Source organism: Brevundimonas sp. Root608 (assembly GCF_001427825.1).
In the GTDB taxonomy this organism is placed as follows: Bacteria; Pseudomonadota; Alphaproteobacteria; order Caulobacterales; family Caulobacteraceae; genus Brevundimonas.
Window position 1 is genome coordinate 122,969 of sequence record NZ_LMGT01000004.1, and the last position, 17,721, is coordinate 140,689.

The window sequence follows — 17,721 nt, forward strand, 5'->3', positions numbered from 1 at the left end:
GCGGAGAGAGGGCGTGACCACGGTCTATGATTTCAGCGCCACGGCCATCGATGGCGTCGAGCAGGCGCTGGAGCAGTACCGCGGTCAGGCCCTGCTGATCGTCAACACGGCCTCGAAATGCGGCTTCACCGGCCAGTACGCCGGGCTGGAGGACCTGCATCGTCAGTATGCGGACAAACCGTTCGAGGTGCTGGGTTTCCCCTGCAACCAGTTCGGCCAGCAGGAGCCGGGGCGGGCCGCCGAGATCGCCAGCTTCTGCTCCTCCACCTATGGCGTCGACTTTCCGATGTTCGACAAGGTCGAGGTCAACGGCCCAAACCGGCATCCCCTCTACGCCTGGCTGACCAGCCAGAAGAAGGGTTTCCTCGGCAGCCGCGACATCAAGTGGAATTTCACCAAATTCCTGACCGACCGGGAGGGCCGCGTGGTCGCGCGCTACGCCCCGCAGGTCGAACCCGAGGCCATCAAGGCCGATATCGAGAAGCTGATCTGACATGGCTGCTGAATTCGACCTCATCGTCATCGGTTCGGGCCCCGGCGGCTACGTCGCCGCCATCCGCGCCAGCCAGCTGGGCCAGAAGGTCGCCATCGTCGAGCGCGAGAGCCTGGGCGGCATCTGCCTGAACTGGGGCTGCATCCCGACCAAGGCCCTGCTGAAGTCGGCCGAGAAGTACGAAAGCCTGTCGCACCTGAAGGATTATGGCCTGTCCGCCGACAAGGTCGGGTTCGATTTCGACACCATCATCCAGCGCTCGCGCGGGGTGGCCGCCACGATGAACAAAGGCGTCACCTATCTGATGAAGAAGAACAAGATCGAGGTGATCGAGGGCACGGCGAAGCTGGAGAAGGGCGCGGCAGCGCCCAAGGTGATCGTGGCGCTGAAGGCCGGCGGGTCGCGCACGGTGGAGGCGAAGGCCGTGATGCTGGCCGTGGGCGCCCGCGCCAAGGCGATTCCGCAGATCGGCCTGGAGGCCGACGGCGACCGCATCTGGGCCTATCGGGAGGCCATGGCGCCGAAGAAGATGCCGGCCTCCATCGTCGTGATCGGCTCGGGCGCCATCGGCGTGGAGTTCGGCAGCTTCTACCGCGCCCTGGGCGCCGAGGTGACGATCGTCGAGGCCGTCGACCGGATCATGCCGGTCGAGGACGAGGAGGTGTCCAAGGCGGCCCAGAAGGCCTTCGAGAAGCGCGGCATGAAATTCCGCACCGGCTGCAAGGTCACCAAGGTGTCGAAGGGCGGCAAGGGCGTGCAGGTGGCCATCGAGGCCGGCGGCAAGGCCGAGACGCTGGAGGCCGAGGTCTGCATCTCGGCGGTCGGCATCACCGCCAACACCGACGGCATCGGTCTGGAGGCGCTGGGCGTCAACATGGACCGCGGCCACATCACCATCGACGGCCACTGCCAGACCAATGTGAAGGGGCTGTACGCTATCGGCGACTGCGCCGGCGCGCCCTGGCTGGCGCACAAGGCCTCGCACGAGGGGATCCACGCCGCAGAACACATCGCCGGTTACAAGACGCCCAATGTGAACTCGCCCATCGCCGGCTGCACCTACGCCCAGCCGCAGGTCGCCTCGGTCGGGATCACCGAGCAGGGCGCGCGCGAGGCCAAGCGCGAGGTCAAGGTCGGCCGCTTCCCCTTCCGCGTGAACGGCAAGGCCGTGGCCGCCGGCGAGGTCGAGGGCTTCGTCAAGGTGATCTTCGATGCGAAGACCGGCGCCCTGATCGGCGCCCACATGATCGGCCACGAGGTCACAGAGATGATCCAGGGCTATGTCACCGCGATCGCCATGGAAGCGACCGAGGAAGACATCCACGGCATCGTCTATCCGCACCCGACCATGTCCGAGGCCATGCACGAGGCGGCGCTGGACGCCTATGGGCGGGTGATCCACATCTGACGGAATGCATCTCCCTCCCCATGAAGGGGAGGGAGAGCGTTGGGCTCTACCCCGCCAGCACGTCCACGCTCATCCGCTCCAGCAGGGCCCCGCCCTGGCCCACGGCGGCGAGCCGGCTGGACGCATGCCCCAGAACATTGGCGGCGTAGACCTCGTACAGGGTGATCTTGCCTTCCAGCCACGCGGGATCGCCCTGGCCGCCGTCCAGCTGGTCGCGGGCGTAGAGCGCGCCCTGGGCCAGCATCCAGCCGCCCGCGACGTCGCCCAGCAGCTTCAGATAGGCGTCGGCGGCGGCGAGGACGTCCGCGGCCCCTTCCGGAGCGGCCTTCCGGTCCAGCAGCCACAGGGTCGCGTCCTCGACCGCCGTGACGGCGGCGGCGAAGCGCTCGACCGGCTTGCCGGAGTAGAGCCGCGGGAGTCTCGCCAATGTCGCCTTCATGTCGGCGATCAGGTCGTGGGCGGACTGGCCGCCGTCCATCGACAGCTTGCGCCCGACCAGATCCATGGCCTGGATGCCGTTGGTGCCCTCATAGATCGGGGCGATGCGGGCGTCGCGATAGTGCTGGGCCGCGCCGGTCTCCTCGATGAAGCCCATGCCGCCGTGGATCTGGACGCCCAGGGACGCGACCTCGCAGCCGACATCGGTGGACCAGGCCTTGGCGATGGGGGTGAACAGGTCCTCGCGGCCCTTCCAGCGCCGGCGCTCTTCCCCGGTCGCCGAATGCCTGGCCAGATCGGCGGCGACCCCTGTGGACAGGCAGACGGCCCGGGCGGCGGCGACCTTGGCCTTCATCACCGACAGGGTGCGACGGACGTCGGGATGATCGACGATCGGGGCGTTGGCCTCGCCGGTCCAGACCGACCGGCCCTGCCGCCGCTCGAGGGCATAGGCGAGGGCGTGCTGATAGGCGCGTTCGGCGATGCCGACGCCCTCGACGCCGACGGCGAGGCGGGCGGCGTTCATCATGACGAACATATGGGCCAGGCCCTGGTTGGGCTCACCGACCAGTTCGGCGGTCGCGCCCTCATAGGACATGACGCAGGTGGGCGAGGCGTGGATGCCCAGCTTGTGCTCGACGCCCACGGGCCGGAAGCCGTTGCGGTCGCCCAGCGTCCCGTCGTCCCTGACCAGATATTTCGAGGCGAGGAACAGGCTGATGCCCTTGGGGCCGGCCGGGGCGTCGGGCAGGCGGGCCAGCACCATGTGGACGATGTTGTCGGTGGCGTCGTGGTCGCCCCAGGTGATGAAGATCTTCTGGCCGTTCAGGGCGTAGGTCCCGTCGCCGTTCGGCGTCGCCGTGGCGGTCAGGGCGCCGAGGTCCGAGCCCGCCTGCGGCTCGGTCAGGACCATGGCCCCGGTCCATTCGCCGGAGACCAGTTTCGATAGATAGATGTCCTTCTGCGACGGCGTGCCGTGCGCCTCCAGCGCCTCGATGGCGGCCAGCGACAGCATGGGGCACAGGCCGAAGGCCATGTTGGCCGCGTGGACCGTCTCATAGGCCGCCAGCTCGAGGGCCTTGGGCAGTTGCTGGCCGCCGGCGTGGACGGGGGCGGACAGGCCTGTCCAGCCGCCCGCGGCGAACTGGCGATAGGCGTCCGCGAACCCCGGCGCGGCCGTGACCGCGCCATTGGCATAGGTGGAGCCCTTCTGGTCGCCGATGCGGTTCAGCGGGGCCAGGACGCCTTCGGATAACTGCGCCGCGGCCTCCAGCACCGCGCCCAGCACGTCGGCGTCATAGTCGGGGAAGGCGCCGGTGGCGGCGACCTGGTTTATCCCGGCCACGGCCTGCAGGGCGAAAGCGATGTCGCGGACGGGCGCGCGGTAGGTCATGGTGGGCCTCAACTCGGTCTGTTCCGCGTTCATGCCGTCTTGCCGCCGGGGCATGCAAGCGGCGGCTTGGCGGCGGCTTCGCCGTGGTCCAGTCTGGGGCGCAGACTGGAGCGCGACATGGCCGAACCTCGTAACCGTTATTCAACCGTCTCGTTGACCTTGCACTGGCTGATCGCCGCCCTGGTCGTGACGCAGGTGGGCCTGATCGCCGGGCATGAATGGACCGAGGGACCGACCTCGCGCGAGTTCGTCAACGTCCACAAGTCCGTGGGTCTCGGCATTCTGGTTCTGACGCTCGGACGCCTGGGCTGGAGGATCGCCAACCCCGCGATTCCGCTGCCCGACGCCATGCCGCGCTGGCAGAAGCTGCTGGCGCGCGCGACCCACGTCCTGTTCTACGTCTTCCTCATCGCCATGCCGCTGGTCGGCTGGGCGGCGTCATCGGCGGCCGGCCGGGAGATTCTGTGGTTCGGCCTGTTTGAATGGCCCCTGCTGCCGGTGGGCGGCGGGCGCGAGACCGCGGGCGCCCTCATGGACCTGCATGAACTGGCGGCCAAATTCCTCATCGCCCTGATCGTTCTGCACGTTCTCGGCGCGCTCAAGCAACATTTCGTCGACCGGGACAATGTGTTGCACCGGATGATTCCGTGGATACCGCGTCGCCCATGAGACTGTGGGTCGCGCTGCTCTTCGCGCTGCTGACGCCCCTGCTGACCGGGGCGGCGCCGGGGCCCTGGGCCCTTGAGCGGGACGGGTCGAGCATCGAGATGTCCGTCCGGGCTTTCGGCGGCTGGCGCACCGGGCGGTTCGAGGACTGGCGGGGCTCCGCCGTCATGGATCCCCTGCGTCCGGAGGGCGCCCGGGCCTCGGTGACGGTCCAGGCGGCGTCCCTGAAGATGTCGCCCGATGTCGCGACCGGACGCGCCATCGGGCCGGCCTTTCTCGACGCGGCGCGCTATCCGGTCATCCGCTTCGAGCTGAAGTCGCTCGAACCGCTGGGGGGAGACCGCTATACGGCGCGCGCCGACGTCACCATGAAGGGGCGCACGCGGGCGATCGCCTTTCCGCTGGCCTTGCGCGTCAATGGCGACCGGGCGCATCTGGCGGGCGCGTTCCAGCTGGATCGCGCGGACTTCGGGATAGGAACGGCGGGACCGTGGAACAGGCTGGTCGGACGGCAGGTGACGGTGCGGGTCGCGCTTCAGGCGCGACCGTCCTGAGCGCGTCCGACGCGGAGGCCGTTCGGGTCCTGAATGCCGGCGGCCTGGTCATCCTGCCGACCGAAACCGTCTACGGCCTGGCGGCGGACGCGGGCGACGCCCGCGCGGTCGCCGCGATCTTCGAGGCCAAGGGCCGTCCGCGCTTCAATCCGCTGATCGCCCACGTCGCCGACGCCGTCCAGGCCGAGGGGGTGGCGGTGTTCGATGGCCGCGCCCGGGCCTTGGCCGAAGCCTTCTGGCCCGGACCCCTGACCATCGTCGCCCCGGTTCGCGACCGGACGGCCGTCTGCGACCTGGCCCGGGCCGGGCTGGACAGCGTCGCCGTCCGGGCGCCGGGCCACGCCCGCGCCCGCGCCCTGATCGCGGCGTTCGGGCGGCCGGTGGTGGCGCCCTCCGCCAACCGGTCGGGACGGCCCAGCCCGACCACCTTCGCCGACGCCGTGGAGGAGACCGGTTTCGCCGCCGGCGCCGCCGTCGACGGCGGCCCCTGCGCCGTGGGGGTGGAGAGCACCGTCGTCTCCGTGCTGGACGGCCGTGTCGCCCTGTTGCGCCCGGGGTCGGTGACCCGCGAGGAGATCGAGGCCGTCGTCGGCTCGCTCGACCGGGGCGGGGAGGGGCATCGGTCGCCCGGCCGTCTGACCCGGCACTATGCGCCGGACGCCCCCGTCCGGATCGAGGCGGAGACGGCGCGGGCCGGCGAGATCCTGCTGGGCTTCGGGCCGGGGGTCGGCGACCCGCGCTGGAGCCTGAGCCCGACCGGCGACCTGCGCGAGGCGGCGGCCAACCTGTTCCGGCGGCTGCGGGAAGCGGACCGCGGACGGCCTTCGGGGATCGCCGTGTCCCCGATCCCGGCGCATGGCCTCGGCGAGGCCATCAACGACCGCCTGAGGCGTGCGGCGGGGTTCGTAGGCTAGGCCAGAAAGCGGGCCTTGATGTCGATGCTGGATCGCTCGCCGACATGGTCGATGCAGTGCTCCAGCCACTCGCCCGCCGCCTCGCGCCCGTGCGCTTTCAGCTCATTGAGGAAGGTCCATTCGGTATTGAATTTCGAGCTCAGCGACTGGGCTCCCAGCCACGGGCCCGGCTCGATGGCGTGCAGCATCAGGCGGCGATAGCGGTTGTCGCCGGTCCGCTTCAGCCGCCCGTCGGCGATCATGTCCTGGACGAAGGCTATGGCCCTCAGTTCGGCGACCAGGGGCGCGTTGAACACGATCTCGTTCAGCCGGTCCATGATGTCCCCGGCCGCGCGCGGGACCTCCTCGCGCACGAACGGGTTCAAGGGCAGCAACAGGATGTCGTCGGGCGTATCGGCGTAGACCAGCGGCCACAAGGCGGGATTCGCCAGATAGCCGCCGTCCCAATAGGGTTCGCCCTCGATCTCGACCGCCTGGAACAGGTGCGGCAGGCAGGCGGAGGCCAGCAGGACCTGGTCGGTGACCTCGGGGTTTTCAAACAGGCGGGCGCGGCCGTGCTTGACCGCCGTGGCGGCGACGAACAGCCGGATCGAGGACGCGCGCACGGCCTCGAAATCGATCGTCGTATCCAGAACCCGTTTGAGAGGATTGAGGTTGAACGGATTGAATTGGTAGGGACTCATCGACATGGCCGCGTTCTCGGCCGACCGCCACAGGCTGCTGTCCTTAAGCCAGCCCGGGGTCATGGCGGCGCTCCAGATCGAGGAGTCTCCGAATACGTTGCGGCCGCCCGACAGGTTCACCTCGCGCCACAACAGGTCCAGCTGACTTCGGGCGCCCTCTGTCCCGCCCGTATGCAGGCCGCTGATCAGGGCCGCGGCGTTCATGGCTCCGGCGGACGAGGCGGTCACCGCGCGGATGTCGAGCCGGTCATCCTCCAGCAGGCGGTCCAGCACGCCCCACTGGAAGGCGCCATGAGAGCCCCCGCCCTGCAGGGCCAGGCTGATGGGCCGGCGTTTCGGCGTGGGCGGCTTTCGCTTCGACACCCGCTCGCCTCCGTGCCTACTGGGCGGTCCAGCCGCCGTCGATGGAGAAGCTGGCCCCGTTGGCCGAGGCCCCGAGGTCGGACGCCAGATACAGCATCATGCCGGTCAGTTCGTCGGTGGTGACAAACCGCTTGGTGGGCTGCGAGCCCAGGATCACGTCCTTCAGCACCGCCTCCTTCGACATGCCGCGCGTGCGGGCCTGATCGGCGATCTGCTTCTCGACGATCGGCGTCTCGACGAAGCCGGGGCAGATGGCGTTGCAGGTGATGTTGTCCTCGGCGACCTCGAGCGCGACGGTCTTGGTGAAGCCGATGACGCCGTGCTTGGCCGCGACATAGGCGGACTTGAACGGGCTCGCGACGAGGCCGTGGGCCGAGGCGATGTTGATGATCCGGCCGCGGCCCTGCGCCTTCATGATCGGGATGGCCGCACGGGTGGCGTAGAAGGTCGAGGACAGGTTGATGGCGATGATCTGTTCCCACTTGTCGGACGGGAATTTCTCCACCGCCTCGACGTGCTGGACGCCGGCGTTGTTGATCAGGATGTCGAGGCGGCCCAGCTGGTGCTTGCCGTAAGCCACCATGTCGGCGACCTCGTCGCCGCGCAGCATGTTGGCGGCGTGATAGCGCACGCGGACGCCGCAGCTGGCTTCCAGCTCGGCCCGGGTGCGTTCAATCTCGGACGGGTCGCCCAGCCCGTTCAGCACCACGTCGCCGCCGCGCGAGGCGATGGCGCGGGCGAAGGCCAGACCGATGCCCGAGGTCGAGCCCGATATCACCGCCACCTGACCCTTCAGATCACCGATGTCGCGGAAGGGTTCGCTTGAGGTCTGGGAGCCGTCGCCGCGTTTGGGCCATTGGAACATGGGTATCTCGTCCGTCCGTCAGTCTCGTCAGCCTAGCCGTTCGCGGTTGCGAAGGCGACAGTCGGGTTTAATTTCCCGATCTGGTGAATATCCAGTCTGTGTCGCTGGAGGCCGCCTTGTCAAAGCGATAACCGTCGCGGTCGAACGCCTTCAGGTCCTGCGGCCGCTCGATCCGTTCATCGATGGCGAACCGCGCCATGCCGCCCCGGGCCTTCTTGGCGAAGAAGGAGATGATCCGGCTTTCGCCATCCTTCGATTCGCGGAAGTGCGGCGTGACCACCGGCAGTTTCAGCGCCCGGGCGTCGACGGCGCCGAAATACTCCTGGCTGGCGAGGTTGATCAGGGTGGGATCGGCCTGTCCCTCGGCGTCGGCGTTCAGCTGCTTCGACAGCCGGTCGCCCCAGAAGTCATAGAGGCTGGACCCGCGCCGGGTCTTCAGCCGCGCGCCCATCTCCAGCCGATAGGGCTGGATCCGGTCCAGCGGCCGCAGCAGGCCGTAGAAACCCGACAGGATGCGCAGGTGATCCTGGGCCCAGACCAGCGAGGGCTGGTCCAGCTCGCGCGCCTTGAGACCCTCGTACACGTCGCCGGCGAAGGCGAAGGCGGCCTGGACGCCGCCGGTCGAGCCGGCGTCGAAGGCCTGGAAGCGTTCGCGGTTCAGGCGTGCCAGGTCGTCGGAGATGTTCATCAGCCGGCGCAATTCAGCGACCGTGCGGGCCCGCGCCGTCCGGGACAGGTTGGCGGTGTCGTCCAGAAAACGCCGCTCCGAGGCCGGCAGGTCGGGATGGGGCTCGGTGAAATCCAGCCGCTTGGCCGGTGACAGGACGATCAGCAAGGGGCGGGCTCCGGCGGCGTTGGCGTGCAGATAGGCCGGTTCGATGACGAATTGAACCGGGCCCGGCGTCGCGGTCAGTCCGCCTGTGGGTAGAGCGCCGCCAGAACCCGCGGCAGCCGCTCGGGTAAATCCTCGGCGATCAGGCCGGGGCCGAAGCCGCGCGCCGCCTCGGCATGCATCCACACCGCCGCCCGCGCCGCGTCGAAACTGCCCATCCTCTGGGCCATCAGGCCCCCGATCATGCCCGCCAGCACGTCGCCCGTTCCCGCCGTCGCCAGCCAGGGGACGCCGTTGGCGTTGACCGCCAGCCGTCCGTCCGGCGCGGCGATCACCGTGGCCGGGCCCTTGAGCACGACCACCGCCCCGGCGCGTTTCGACGCCTCGCGCGCGGCGGCCTGGCGGCCCCTGGCGAGCAGACCGGGAAACAGACGTTCGAATTCACCCTCGTGCGGGGTCAGGACGTCGTCGCGGTCGAGGACGCCGAACAATTCGGCGGGCCAGCGTTCGAAGACGGTCAGGGCGTCGGCGTCGACGACCAGCGCCGCGCCCGTCCCGGCCAGGGCGCGGACATTGGCCTGGGTCGCGTCGTTCACCCCGGCGGCGGGGCCGATGACGACGGCGTCCATGCCCTCGACGGCCGCCACCAGCGCCTCGGCCGAGCCGAAGGGGGCCAGCATGACGGCCTCGATGGCCGGGGCTATGACGGCCGCCGCGTCAGGGGGGCACAGGATGCGCACCACCCCCGCGCCGATGCGCAGCCCGGCCCGCGCCGCCAGCCGCGCCGCGCCGGTCTGCGTGGCCTTGCCCGAGACGACGCCCAGCCGCCCGCGCGCATGTTTGTGGGCGTCCGCGCCGGGCCAGGGCACGGAGGGGCGCCAGTCCGGGTCGGGGGCCTGGGTCATCGGACGTGTCCTCCGTTCACGGATGGCGACAGGGGGCGAAAAACGCTTGCCTTATTGTGCAATGCAATGTCCCTTTACCTCCCGTGCGCGCGGCATGATAACGCCCGCCTGGGATCGCCAATGAAAAAGATCGAAGCCGTCATCAAGCCCTTCAAGCTGGATGAAGTGAAGGAAGCGCTGCAGGACGCGGGCGTGCAAGGCATGACCGTGCTGGAGGCCAAGGGATATGGCCGCCAGAAGGGCCATTCCGAGCTTTACCGCGGCGCCGAGTACGTCATCGACTTCCTGCCCAAGATCAAGATCGAGGTGGTGGTGTCCGACGACATGGTCAACTCGGTCGTGGACGCCATCCAGGCCGCGGCGCGCACCGGCAAGATCGGCGACGGCAAGATCTTCGTGTCCGACGTCCTTGACGTCATCCGCATCCGCACCGGCGAGACGGGCGCCCAGGCCGTCTGAATTTCCGTCGGCCGTCCTTCCGGGGCGGCCGTTTCTTCACCTCCCCGAGCCACAGGACGTCGAACACCATGAGCGCCAGCAAGATCCTCAAGGAGATCAAGGAGAAGGACGTAAAATACGTCGACCTCCGGTTCACCGACACCAAGGGGCGGATGCAGCACGTCACCTTCGACATCGACCTGGTGGACGATGAGTTCCTGGAAGAGGGGACGATGTTCGACGGCTCCTCGATCGCCGGCTGGAAGGCGATCAATGAAAGCGACATGCTGCTGAAGCCGGACCTGACCAATTTCTGGATCGATCCGTTCTATCAGCAGACCACCCTGTTCCTGTTCTGCGACGTGCTGAACCCTGACACGGGCGAACCCTACAATCGCGACAGCCGCTCGATGGCCAAGAAGGCCCTGGCCTATGTCCAGTCCTCGGGCGTCGGCGACACCGTCTTCTTCGGCCCCGAGGCCGAGTTCTTCATCTTCGACGACGTGCGCTGGAGCACGGCGCCGCACGACACGGGCTACACCTACGATTCGATCGAGCTGCCGGCCAATACGGGCGCGGAATATTCCGAAGGCAACATGGGCCACCGGCCGACGCACAAGGGCGGCTACTTCCCGGTCAATCCGACCGACAGCGCCCAGGACCTGCGCGGCGAAATGCTGGGCGTCATGCGCGACCTGGGCATGCAGCCCGAGAAGCACCACCACGAAGTCGCCCCGGCCCAGCACGAGCTCGGTCTGAAGTTCAGCGACCTGCTGACCATGGCCGACCGGCTGCAGCTCTACAAATACGTCATCCACAACGTCGCCGCCGCCTACGGCAAGTCGGCGACCTTCATGGCCAAGCCGACCTTCGGCGACAACGGCTCGGGCATGCACGTGCACCAGTCGATCTGGCGCGACGGCAAGCCGCTGTTCGCGGGTGACAAATACGCCGGCCTGTCGGACATGTGCCTGTGGTACATCGGCGGCATCATCAAGCACGCCAAGGCCATCAACGCCTTCGCCAACTCGACGACCAACTCCTACAAGCGCCTGGTCCCCGGCTACGAAGCCCCGGTGAAGCTGGCCTATTCGTCGCGCAACCGTTCGGCCTCGATCCGCATCCCGTTCGTCAATTCGCCCAAGGCCAAGCGTATCGAGGCCCGCTTCCCGGACCCGATGGGCAATCCCTATCTGACCTTCGTGGCCCTGCTGATGGCCGGCCTGGACGGGATCGAGAACCGGATCGATCCGGGCGCTCCGGCCGACAAGAACCTGTACGATCTGCCGCCGGAAGAGCGGGGCAACATCCCCGAGGTCTGCGGCAGCCTCAAGGAAGCCCTCGACAACCTCGACAAGGACCGCGCCTTCCTCAAGAAGGGCGGCGTCATGGATGACGACTTCATCGACAGCTACATCGAGCTGAAGATGGAGGAGGTGATGCGCCTGCAACTGCACCCGCACCCCGTCGAATTCGACATGTACTACAGCTGCTGATCCACGGCTGAGGCGAAACGAAAGCGGCGCCGGAGGGGAAGCCCTCCGGCGCCGTTCTTCATTCGGGATTCGCGATCTAGCGGTTGGTCGTCTCGACCTCGATGCCGTCACGACCTGCGCGCACGGTCGTGCTGTCGCCCACGCGCGCTTCGGGACGCTCGATGACCACGGTCGGCGGGCTGGCGGGCACGGGCACGGGAACGGCGACTTCGCGCGTTTCCACGACCGTGCGGGTCTCGGGAGCCGCCGCGGGCGCGGCGGCCTGCTCGGCCGCGGGAGCCGCCTCCTGTTGGGTGCAAGCCGCGGCCGTCAGGGCGAGGGCGGCGAGGGCGGCGAAACGATGGATGGCGATCATGGCGGGTCTCCCAACAGGTGATCCCGTCCAAACCCCGGCGCAAAGCCAAGGTTCCGACCGCGGGGGCCGTCAGTGCAGGCTGACCGCCACGGGCGCCCAGGCCTGGGCGGGCTGGATCGTGGCGGGGAAGCTGATGCGGACCCCGCATCCCGTGGAGCCGCGCGTGATCACCAGCTCGCCGCCCAGCTGTTCCGAGACCGCTTCGAACAGGGGGATGTCCCGCGGCGGGGTGACGTTGCTGTCGCCCGCGGCCACCAGGTCCAGCGTTCGCCGGTCGCCGTCGTCGGCGAGGATGACGGCGAGGTTGGTCGCCGAGGGGCAGGATTTGAGCGTGGTCAGATATTCCAGCAGCACCAGCCCCAGGGCCGTCGCATGCTCAAGCGGCACATCCAGATCGCCGCTGGCGATGCGCACCTTGTCGGCCTCCATTCCGCCACGCGAAGCCGAGGCCTCGACCAGTTTTCGGGCGAAGGCGTCGAACGGGATGCGGCTGTCCGGATTGCCGGTGAACTCGCGGTGGGCGCGGGAGATCAGCAGGGTGCGCGAGGCGGCGTTGGTCAGCACGCGCGAGACCATCGGATCGGCCTCCTCACGCGCGCGAAGCTGCAGGATGGCCGAGATCAGCTGCAGGTGATCGGTCGTCCGTTGGGCGTGCTCGTGAAACAGTTCGGCCTGGCCGGTCGCCAGGGCCTCTACCCGCGCGTGGTTCGCGGCCAGCAGGTTGAACCGGGCCCGGATCGTGCTCAGGATGTGGATCAGCAGCGCCGACGACAGCAGGAAGAAGCTCAGCGCCACCAGACCGCGACCGTCCATGTTCCAGTGCAGCGGCACGGGACCCAGGAAGGCGTAGACGATCGCCGTCGACAGGCCGGCGGCCATCAGGGCGGGCCGGGCTCCCAGCCAGTAGGCCGCCAGGATGACCGCGGGATAGAAGCAGGTGTAGCCGTAGCCATTGCCCATGGCCGACGAGAGCATAAGCCGGACGCCGAGAGCCAGCATCACCAGCACGGCGGCGGCCCCGTAGCGGGCGCCGGGAACGTTCTGCAGCCGCGCCAGTACGGCGGCGGGACGGGGCGCCAGCGAGAAGGTCGGTGAATCCATGACTACATTCCCGCGTCGGCGGTCAGGCCGCGGCGTCCGCGGTCTTGCGGCGCATCTCGATCAGACGCACGCACCAGATGGAAATCTCGTACAACAGCACCAGCGGCACGGCGAGCATCAGCTGGCTGATCGGGTCGGGCGGCGTCACGATGGCGGCGACCACGACGACGGCCACGATGGCGTAACGGCGCCCTTCGGCCATGAGTTTCGAACTGACGATGCCCGCCAGTCCCAGAAGCGTCATGATCACGGGCAGCTGGAAGCACAGGCCGAAGGCCAGGATCAGGGCCGTGGCCAGGCTCATGTATTCGGACACCTTGGGCAGCAGGGCGGCGGTCACGCCCTCGGCCACGATGCCCTGATTGAGCGAGAACAGCATCACGATCGGCAGCATGACGTAATAGACCAGCGCCGCGCCGACGATGAACAGCACCGGGGCCGCGACCAGGAACGGCAGGAAGGCGCCTCGCTCATTGCGATACAGGCCCGGAGCCACGAACCGGTACAGCTGAAAGGCCAGTATGGGGAAGGAGGCGACGACAGCGCCCAGCCCGGCCAGTTTCATCTTCACGAACAGGATTTCCAGCGGCGCCGTATAGATCAGCTGCGCGGCCTGATGCTGGCCGTCGGCCAGCGGCTTGAGCCCGACCATGGTCGAGATCAGGTCCAGCATGGAAACATTGTGGCCGTCGGCGGCCTGCAAGGCGCTGGCCACCACATAGGGTTTGACCAGGAAGACGTAGAGCGGGCTGGCGAAATAGAAGCAGACGAGGAAGGCGATCACGAAGGCGACGACGCAGATCAGCAGCCGGCCGCGCAGCTCGATCAGATGATCCATCAGCGGAGCGCGCGACGCCTCGATCTCGTCCTCGTCGCGATCGACGGCGCTCATGACGCGGGCGCCGTCTTGCGGGCGGCCCGGGGTTTCGCAGGCTTGGCGCCGGTGGACGCTCCGGCCTTCGCCGGGGCGGGCTTGGCGGTCGTTCGGCCCGTGCCGGGTTTGGACGCCTTCGCCTTCACGCCGCGGGTCTTGGCCGGCTTGCTCGCGGGCTTGGCGGCCGGGGCCGGCGTCTCCAGCGGCGCCATGACCGGCGGGCTGTCGGGCCATTCGTCAGGGGCGGACAGCATGGGCTGGTACAGCGGCTTGTTCAGGTCGTCGCGGATTTCGCGGAACGCCGAATCGGCGTCGGCGCCGAGGGCGTGCATGCCCTGACCGGTGCGCAACGCCTCGACCTCCTTGCGCAACTCGTCCAGTTCGGACTGGCGCGCCATCTCGTCGAAGCTGGAGCGGAACTCATTGGCCATGCCGCGCGCCCGGGCGACGATCTTGCCCAGCTTGCGCAGGAGCAGCGGCAGGCGCTCGGGCCCCACGACCAGCAGGGCCACGACCGCGATAACCAGATATTCGCCGCCCCCGATTCCGGGACCCAGGCCACCCATGCGTCAGGTCTCCGCCGTCTACAGCGGCCCTAGGACTTCAGGTCTTCTTTTTCGGCGTCGGTCCGGGGCAGGGCGCCCGCGCGTTCGTCGCGCGGCTTGTCCTCGTCGGTGTCCTTGAGGCCGTCCTTGAAGGCTTTCACACCCTTGGCGGCGTCGCCCATCATGGCCGAAAGCTTGCCGCGGCCGCCGAACAGCAGAAGCACGATGATGGCGACGATGGCCCAGTGCCAGATGCTGAATGAACCCACGGAATACTCTCCTCAGTCAGGCCGGGCCGGCCCGGTCGAAATGTCTTCACGCATATAGGCCGTTCAGTGGCGCGACGCCAAGTGAACCTGTTAGGACGCGCCCATGAGTCACGTCATCATCCACACCGACGGCGCCTGCAAGGGCAACCCGGGCCCCGGCGGCTGGGGCGCCGTGCTTCAGACCGGCGGCGGCCATGAGAAGGAGTTGTGGGGCGGCGAGCCGCTGACCACCAACAATCGCATGGAGCTGATGGCGGCGATTCGCGCCCTCGAGGCTCTGTCCCGGCCCTGCCGCGTCGACCTGCACACCGACAGCAAATACGTCATGACCGGCATCACCGAATGGATCCGGGGCTGGAAGGCGCGCGGCTGGAAGACGGCGGACAGGAAGCCGGTCAAGAACGAGGACCTGTGGCGCCGCCTCGATGAGGCCCGCGCCCGGCACGAGGTCAAATGGCACTGGGTCAAGGGCCACGCCGGCCACGAACTCAACGAACGCGCCGACGGCCTGGCGAATCGGGGGATCGCGGATCTGCCGCGTTAGGCCGTACGCACCTTCAGTTTCGACCCGTCGACGCGGTCCACGATCACGCTTTCGCCGATCAGCGGGCCGGCGCCGTCGATTTCGGCGACCCATTCGGCGCCCGAGACGAACACACGGCCGCGTCCGTCGACAAACGGCTGAACCACCTGGGCCCGCTGGCCAACAAGCCGGTTGTCGCGGGCGTTGATGTCCGGGGCGTCTGACGGATTGACCCTCTGGATCAGCCGCCGCGACAGCAGGGTCATGGCCACGGTCAGGACCGCGAACAGGGCGACCTCGCCGACAAAGCTCAAGGGCAGGCCCAGCGCGGTGACCACGGCCACCATGCCCGCCGACACCGCCGGCCACAGCAGCCATTCGGTCGAGAAGGCGGCCTCGACCGCCAGCAGGATCACGCCCAGGGCCAGCCAGATCCAGAAGGGCTGGGCGGCGTGGAGATCGATCAGGGCGTCCATGGCCTACTCCGTTCCGGGAACCGATCCGCGCGGGGGCCGCGGCGGGCGGGGGGGCGAGGGGGGCGGGGCGTCGCGGCGGACGTCGCTGCGGCCCTGCTGCTGTTCCCGGGCCAGGCCGACCAGTTCGCCGAGGCCGGCGATGGTGCCGACCAGGCCGGACATCTCGGCGGGGACGATGACGGTCTTGGCCGTCGGGTTGCGGGCCAGTTCGGCGAAGGCCTCGACGTATTTCTGGGCCACGAAATAGTTGATGGCGTTGACGTCGCCGCGGGCGATGGCCTCGGACACCATGGCGGTGGCCTTGGCCTCGGCCTCGGCCTCGCGCTCGCGGGCCTCGGCGTCGCGGAAGGCGGCTTCGCGGCGACCCTCGGCCTCGAGGATGGCGGCCTGTTTGGCCCCCTCGGCGCGGGCGATGGCGGCCTGTTTCTCGCCGTCGGCCTCGGTGATGACGGCGCGGCGCTCGCGCTCGGCCTTCATCTGGCGGGCCATGGCGTTGGTGATGTCGGCCGGCGGGGTCAGGTCCTTGATCTCGATCCGGTTGACCTTGACGCCCCAGGGCTCGGTCGCGGCGTCGATCACGGTCAGCAGGCGCGAGTTGATGCTGTCCCGCTGGAACAGCACCTCGTCCAGCTCCATCGAACCGACCACGGTGCGCAGGTTGGTCGAGCACAGCTGGGTGATGGCATAGGGCAGGTTCTCGATCCGGTAGGCGGCGGCCGAGGCCTCCATCACCTGGATGAAGACGATGGCGTCGACCTTCACCATGGCGTTGTCCTTGGTGATGACCTCCTGCTGGGGCACGTCGAGGACCTGCTCCATCATGTTCATGCGCCGTCCGACCCGCTCGACGAAGGGCGTCAGGATGCTGATGCCTGGCGCGAGGGTGCGGGTGTATTTGCCGAACCGTTCGACGGTGAACTCGCGCCCCTGCGGGACGATCTTGACCACGCTGAACAGCAGCACGAAGGCCAGCGCGACCAGGGCAGCGGTGAAGAGAACGGACGTGTCCATAGGGCCTCCCAATCCCGCTCAGGTTAGCAGCCCGTGCCCGCTGCGTCACAGAAACCGGACACGGCGAACATGACATCCGCGTAATGAAAAAGGGCGGCTCCCGCAGGAACCGCCCCTCCAGCCTGCGCCTGGGCGCCGGACTACTCCTCGTTGATGACCAGTTCCTCGCCGTCCAGCTCGCAGAAATTGACTTCCGCGACCTGCACGGAATCGCCGTCCGAGAAGTCGGCGCGGATGTCGTAGACGCATTCGGGCAGGCCATCGTCGATCGAGATGTCGATGCTGTCGCCCGATCCCAGCACGTCGGCGCCGAAGATGTCCTCTTCCCACTCGTTGGTCGAAGGCAGGGAGATGAACAGGGCCGTCAGCACGTGTTCCGTGTTGTTGGTCAGGGTGAAGTCGATGGACTCGGTCTGGGCCGAGGCGGCGGGCGCAAGCAGGGCGGCCGAGGCGGCGAGCGCCGCCACCAGACTACGGATATGCATGATGATGTTCCCCATCCGGCCCATCGCCGGAAAGCTTGACCTTGTCACGTCGCAGAACGCGGGTCGCGTCCCAAATCGCGGGACGCCACGGCGAGCGCGATAATCCGGTGCGTCTCGGGCCAGGCCACCAGCGCCTTCATCTCGTCCAGCGCCACGAACCGCGCCGCGATCGCGTCGTCGCCGGCGACCGGTTCGCCCGATATCCAGCGCGCGGCGTAGTCGATCAGGACATAATGCCGTCCGGCCTCGGGAAAGACGCCGTCGACCACGTCGATCAGGCCGGTGATCTCGGCCTCGATTCCGGTTTCCTCGCGCAGTTCGCGCAACGCAGCGTCCATGGCCCGCTCGCCGGGTTCGATCCGCCCGCCCGGCAGACTCCATTCCCCTTGCCGCGGCGGCGTCCCGCGCCGGATGAGCAGCACCGCGTCGCCGCGCAGGCAGACGACGCCGACGGCGGGAACGGGCGAGGGAAGGGCGGTCGTCATCGATCCTCCTTATCCCGTCATCCCCGGGCTTGTCCCGGGGCCCCGTGGTTCCGCGGCCTCGGACCTTCGGCCAAGGGGCGCCCTGGACGTCCTGCGGGTCTCTGACTTGCCCGCGCGACGGCGAATTGGTCCTCGGGACAAGCCCGGGG

General features: G+C 68.4%; 22 protein-coding genes. 8 read left to right on the forward strand and 14 right to left on the reverse strand.

The annotated features are described in order from the left end of the window. Positions 1-13: 13 nt before the first annotated feature. Both ASD59_RS06905 and lpdA read left to right on the forward strand, forming a co-directional pair. Positions 14-493 carry a glutathione peroxidase gene (locus tag ASD59_RS06905; protein WP_055830195.1) on the forward strand — a complete coding sequence of 160 codons (480 nt, stop codon included), beginning with the start codon at positions 14-16 and terminating at the stop codon, positions 491-493. A gap of 1 nt (position 494) precedes the next feature. After that, positions 495-1,901, forward strand: a complete 1,407-nt coding sequence (gene lpdA, locus ASD59_RS06910) for a dihydrolipoyl dehydrogenase (protein WP_055830197.1) — start codon at positions 495-497, stop codon at positions 1,899-1,901. A 46-nt stretch (positions 1,902-1,947) separates the two neighbouring features. On the opposite strand, the gene ASD59_RS06915 is transcribed toward lpdA, so the two are convergent. Continuing rightward, a complete protein-coding gene (locus tag ASD59_RS06915; protein WP_055830199.1) occupies positions 1,948-3,732 on the reverse strand; it encodes an acyl-CoA dehydrogenase in 1,785 nt (594 codons plus the stop codon). A gap of 117 nt (positions 3,733-3,849) precedes the next feature. Between ASD59_RS06915 and ASD59_RS06920 the strand changes: the two genes are divergently transcribed. Genes ASD59_RS06920 through ASD59_RS06930 form a run of 3 tightly spaced genes read left to right on the forward strand, consistent with a single transcriptional unit; the run spans position 3,850 to position 5,866 of the window. After that, the gene (locus ASD59_RS06920; protein ID WP_055830201.1) at positions 3,850-4,401 is read left to right on the forward strand and encodes a cytochrome b; all 552 of its coding nucleotides are present in this window, start codon (positions 3,850-3,852) and stop codon (positions 4,399-4,401) included. Continuing rightward, a complete protein-coding gene (locus ASD59_RS06925; RefSeq protein ID WP_055830203.1) occupies positions 4,398-4,952 on the forward strand; it encodes a YceI family protein in 555 nt (184 codons plus the stop codon). The genes ASD59_RS06920 and ASD59_RS06925 overlap by 4 nt, the downstream gene beginning before the upstream one ends. Next, positions 4,949-5,866, forward strand: coding sequence for an L-threonylcarbamoyladenylate synthase (locus ASD59_RS06930; RefSeq protein ID WP_055830678.1), 918 nt, complete (start codon positions 4,949-4,951; stop codon positions 5,864-5,866). Before ASD59_RS06925 ends, ASD59_RS06930 begins: the two co-directional genes overlap by 4 nt. Here the strand turns inward: ASD59_RS06930 and ASD59_RS06935 are convergent. From ASD59_RS06935 to ASD59_RS06950, 4 genes are all read right to left on the reverse strand, one after another. Continuing rightward, positions 5,863-6,912 carry a patatin-like phospholipase family protein gene (locus ASD59_RS06935; protein WP_055830205.1) on the reverse strand — a complete coding sequence of 350 codons (1,050 nt, stop codon included), beginning with the start codon at positions 6,910-6,912 and terminating at the stop codon, positions 5,863-5,865. The two genes, ASD59_RS06930 and ASD59_RS06935, sit on opposite strands and share 4 nt — an antisense overlap. Before the next feature lie 16 nt (positions 6,913-6,928). After that, a complete protein-coding gene (locus ASD59_RS06940; RefSeq protein ID WP_055830207.1) occupies positions 6,929-7,777 on the reverse strand; it encodes a 3-hydroxybutyrate dehydrogenase in 849 nt (282 codons plus the stop codon). A 67-nt stretch (positions 7,778-7,844) separates the two neighbouring features. After that, positions 7,845-8,612 (reverse strand): peroxide stress protein YaaA, encoded by a 768-nt coding sequence (gene yaaA, locus ASD59_RS06945; RefSeq protein ID WP_055830209.1) that lies wholly within the window; start codon positions 8,610-8,612, stop codon positions 7,845-7,847. 74 nt (positions 8,613-8,686) lie between these two features. Continuing rightward, positions 8,687-9,514 carry an NAD(P)H-hydrate dehydratase gene (locus tag ASD59_RS06950; protein ID WP_055830211.1) on the reverse strand — a complete coding sequence of 276 codons (828 nt, stop codon included), beginning with the start codon at positions 9,512-9,514 and terminating at the stop codon, positions 8,687-8,689. Between the two features lie 120 nt (positions 9,515-9,634). Between ASD59_RS06950 and ASD59_RS06955 the strand changes: the two genes are divergently transcribed. Together ASD59_RS06955 and glnA are read left to right on the forward strand one after the other, a co-directional pair. Further along, complete coding sequence (locus ASD59_RS06955) at positions 9,635-9,973, forward strand: P-II family nitrogen regulator (protein WP_055830213.1); 339 nt, start codon at positions 9,635-9,637, stop codon at positions 9,971-9,973. A 68-nt stretch (positions 9,974-10,041) separates the two neighbouring features. After that, positions 10,042-11,448 carry a type I glutamate--ammonia ligase gene (glnA, locus tag ASD59_RS06960; protein WP_055830215.1) on the forward strand — a complete coding sequence of 469 codons (1,407 nt, stop codon included), beginning with the start codon at positions 10,042-10,044 and terminating at the stop codon, positions 11,446-11,448. A 76-nt stretch (positions 11,449-11,524) separates the two neighbouring features. Here the strand turns inward: glnA and ASD59_RS06965 are convergent, their stop codons facing one another. The 5 genes from ASD59_RS06965 to ASD59_RS06985 form a co-directional block, all read right to left on the reverse strand. After that, on the reverse strand, positions 11,525-11,803 hold the full coding sequence (locus tag ASD59_RS06965; protein WP_055830217.1) for a hypothetical protein: 279 nt from the start codon (positions 11,801-11,803) through the stop codon (positions 11,525-11,527). A 69-nt stretch (positions 11,804-11,872) separates the two neighbouring features. Further along, positions 11,873-12,904 carry a DUF4118 domain-containing protein gene (locus ASD59_RS06970; protein WP_055830219.1) on the reverse strand — a complete coding sequence of 344 codons (1,032 nt, stop codon included), beginning with the start codon at positions 12,902-12,904 and terminating at the stop codon, positions 11,873-11,875. Positions 12,905-12,926: 22 nt separating this feature from the next. Further along, positions 12,927-13,796 carry a twin-arginine translocase subunit TatC gene (tatC, locus tag ASD59_RS06975; RefSeq protein ID WP_055830220.1) on the reverse strand — a complete coding sequence of 290 codons (870 nt, stop codon included), beginning with the start codon at positions 13,794-13,796 and terminating at the stop codon, positions 12,927-12,929. Continuing rightward, positions 13,793-14,335: a Sec-independent protein translocase protein TatB gene (gene tatB / locus ASD59_RS06980; RefSeq protein ID WP_082560120.1), complete on the reverse strand. Its 543-nt coding sequence runs from the start codon at positions 14,333-14,335 to the stop codon at positions 13,793-13,795. Before tatB ends, tatC begins: the two co-directional genes overlap by 4 nt. 38 nt (positions 14,336-14,373) lie before the next feature. Beyond that, positions 14,374-14,592, reverse strand: coding sequence for a twin-arginine translocase TatA/TatE family subunit (locus tag ASD59_RS06985; RefSeq protein WP_055830221.1), 219 nt, complete (start codon positions 14,590-14,592; stop codon positions 14,374-14,376). Between the two features lie 103 nt (positions 14,593-14,695). On the opposite strand from ASD59_RS06985, the gene rnhA reads away from it, so the two are divergent. Beyond that, positions 14,696-15,136, forward strand: a complete 441-nt coding sequence (gene rnhA / locus ASD59_RS06990) for a ribonuclease HI (RefSeq protein WP_055830222.1) — start codon at positions 14,696-14,698, stop codon at positions 15,134-15,136. Here the strand turns inward: rnhA and ASD59_RS06995 are convergent. The 4 genes from ASD59_RS06995 to ASD59_RS07010 form a co-directional block, all read right to left on the reverse strand. After that, positions 15,133-15,591 (reverse strand): NfeD family protein, encoded by a 459-nt coding sequence (locus ASD59_RS06995; protein WP_055830223.1) that lies wholly within the window; start codon positions 15,589-15,591, stop codon positions 15,133-15,135. The genes rnhA and ASD59_RS06995 overlap by 4 nt on opposite strands. Positions 15,592-15,594: 3 nt before the next feature. Then, positions 15,595-16,602, reverse strand: coding sequence for an SPFH domain-containing protein (locus ASD59_RS07000; RefSeq protein WP_055830224.1), 1,008 nt, complete (start codon positions 16,600-16,602; stop codon positions 15,595-15,597). Between the two features lie 140 nt (positions 16,603-16,742). Next, positions 16,743-17,087, reverse strand: a complete 345-nt coding sequence (locus tag ASD59_RS07005; RefSeq protein WP_156376960.1) for a hypothetical protein — start codon at positions 17,085-17,087, stop codon at positions 16,743-16,745. Between the two features lie 44 nt (positions 17,088-17,131). Further along, complete coding sequence (locus ASD59_RS07010) at positions 17,132-17,572, reverse strand: NUDIX hydrolase (RefSeq protein ID WP_055830226.1); 441 nt, start codon at positions 17,570-17,572, stop codon at positions 17,132-17,134. Positions 17,573-17,721: the final 149 nt, after the last annotated feature.

What these genes read in the sequence shown, in the direction of transcription:
- lpdA (WP_055830197.1), top strand. Translation starts at nt 495, where the DNA reads ATGGCTGCTGAATTCGACCTCATCGTCATCGGTTCGGGCCCCGGCGGC.
- ASD59_RS06915 (WP_055830199.1), bottom strand. Translation starts at nt 3,732, where the DNA reads ATGACCTACCGCGCGCCCGTCCGCGACATCGCTTTCGCCCTGCAGGCC.
- ASD59_RS06920 (WP_055830201.1), top strand. Translation starts at nt 3,850, where the DNA reads ATGGCCGAACCTCGTAACCGTTATTCAACCGTCTCGTTGACCTTGCAC.
- ASD59_RS06925 (WP_055830203.1), top strand. Translation starts at nt 4,398, where the DNA reads ATGAGACTGTGGGTCGCGCTGCTCTTCGCGCTGCTGACGCCCCTGCTG.
- ASD59_RS06940 (WP_055830207.1), bottom strand. Translation starts at nt 7,777, where the DNA reads ATGTTCCAATGGCCCAAACGCGGCGACGGCTCCCAGACCTCAAGCGAA.
- ASD59_RS06950 (WP_055830211.1), bottom strand. Translation starts at nt 9,514, where the DNA reads ATGACCCAGGCCCCCGACCCGGACTGGCGCCCCTCCGTGCCCTGGCCC.
- ASD59_RS06955 (WP_055830213.1), top strand. Translation starts at nt 9,635, where the DNA reads ATGAAAAAGATCGAAGCCGTCATCAAGCCCTTCAAGCTGGATGAAGTG.
- glnA (WP_055830215.1), top strand. Translation starts at nt 10,042, where the DNA reads ATGAGCGCCAGCAAGATCCTCAAGGAGATCAAGGAGAAGGACGTAAAA.
- ASD59_RS06965 (WP_055830217.1), bottom strand. Translation starts at nt 11,803, where the DNA reads ATGATCGCCATCCATCGTTTCGCCGCCCTCGCCGCCCTCGCCCTGACG.
- ASD59_RS06970 (WP_055830219.1), bottom strand. Translation starts at nt 12,904, where the DNA reads ATGGATTCACCGACCTTCTCGCTGGCGCCCCGTCCCGCCGCCGTACTG.
- tatC (WP_055830220.1), bottom strand. Translation starts at nt 13,796, where the DNA reads ATGAGCGCCGTCGATCGCGACGAGGACGAGATCGAGGCGTCGCGCGCT.
- rnhA (WP_055830222.1), top strand. Translation starts at nt 14,696, where the DNA reads ATGAGTCACGTCATCATCCACACCGACGGCGCCTGCAAGGGCAACCCG.
- ASD59_RS06995 (WP_055830223.1), bottom strand. Translation starts at nt 15,591, where the DNA reads ATGGACGCCCTGATCGATCTCCACGCCGCCCAGCCCTTCTGGATCTGG.
- ASD59_RS07000 (WP_055830224.1), bottom strand. Translation starts at nt 16,602, where the DNA reads ATGGACACGTCCGTTCTCTTCACCGCTGCCCTGGTCGCGCTGGCCTTC.
- ASD59_RS07005 (WP_156376960.1), bottom strand. Translation starts at nt 17,087, where the DNA reads ATGCATATCCGTAGTCTGGTGGCGGCGCTCGCCGCCTCGGCCGCCCTG.
- ASD59_RS07010 (WP_055830226.1), bottom strand. Translation starts at nt 17,572, where the DNA reads ATGACGACCGCCCTTCCCTCGCCCGTTCCCGCCGTCGGCGTCGTCTGC.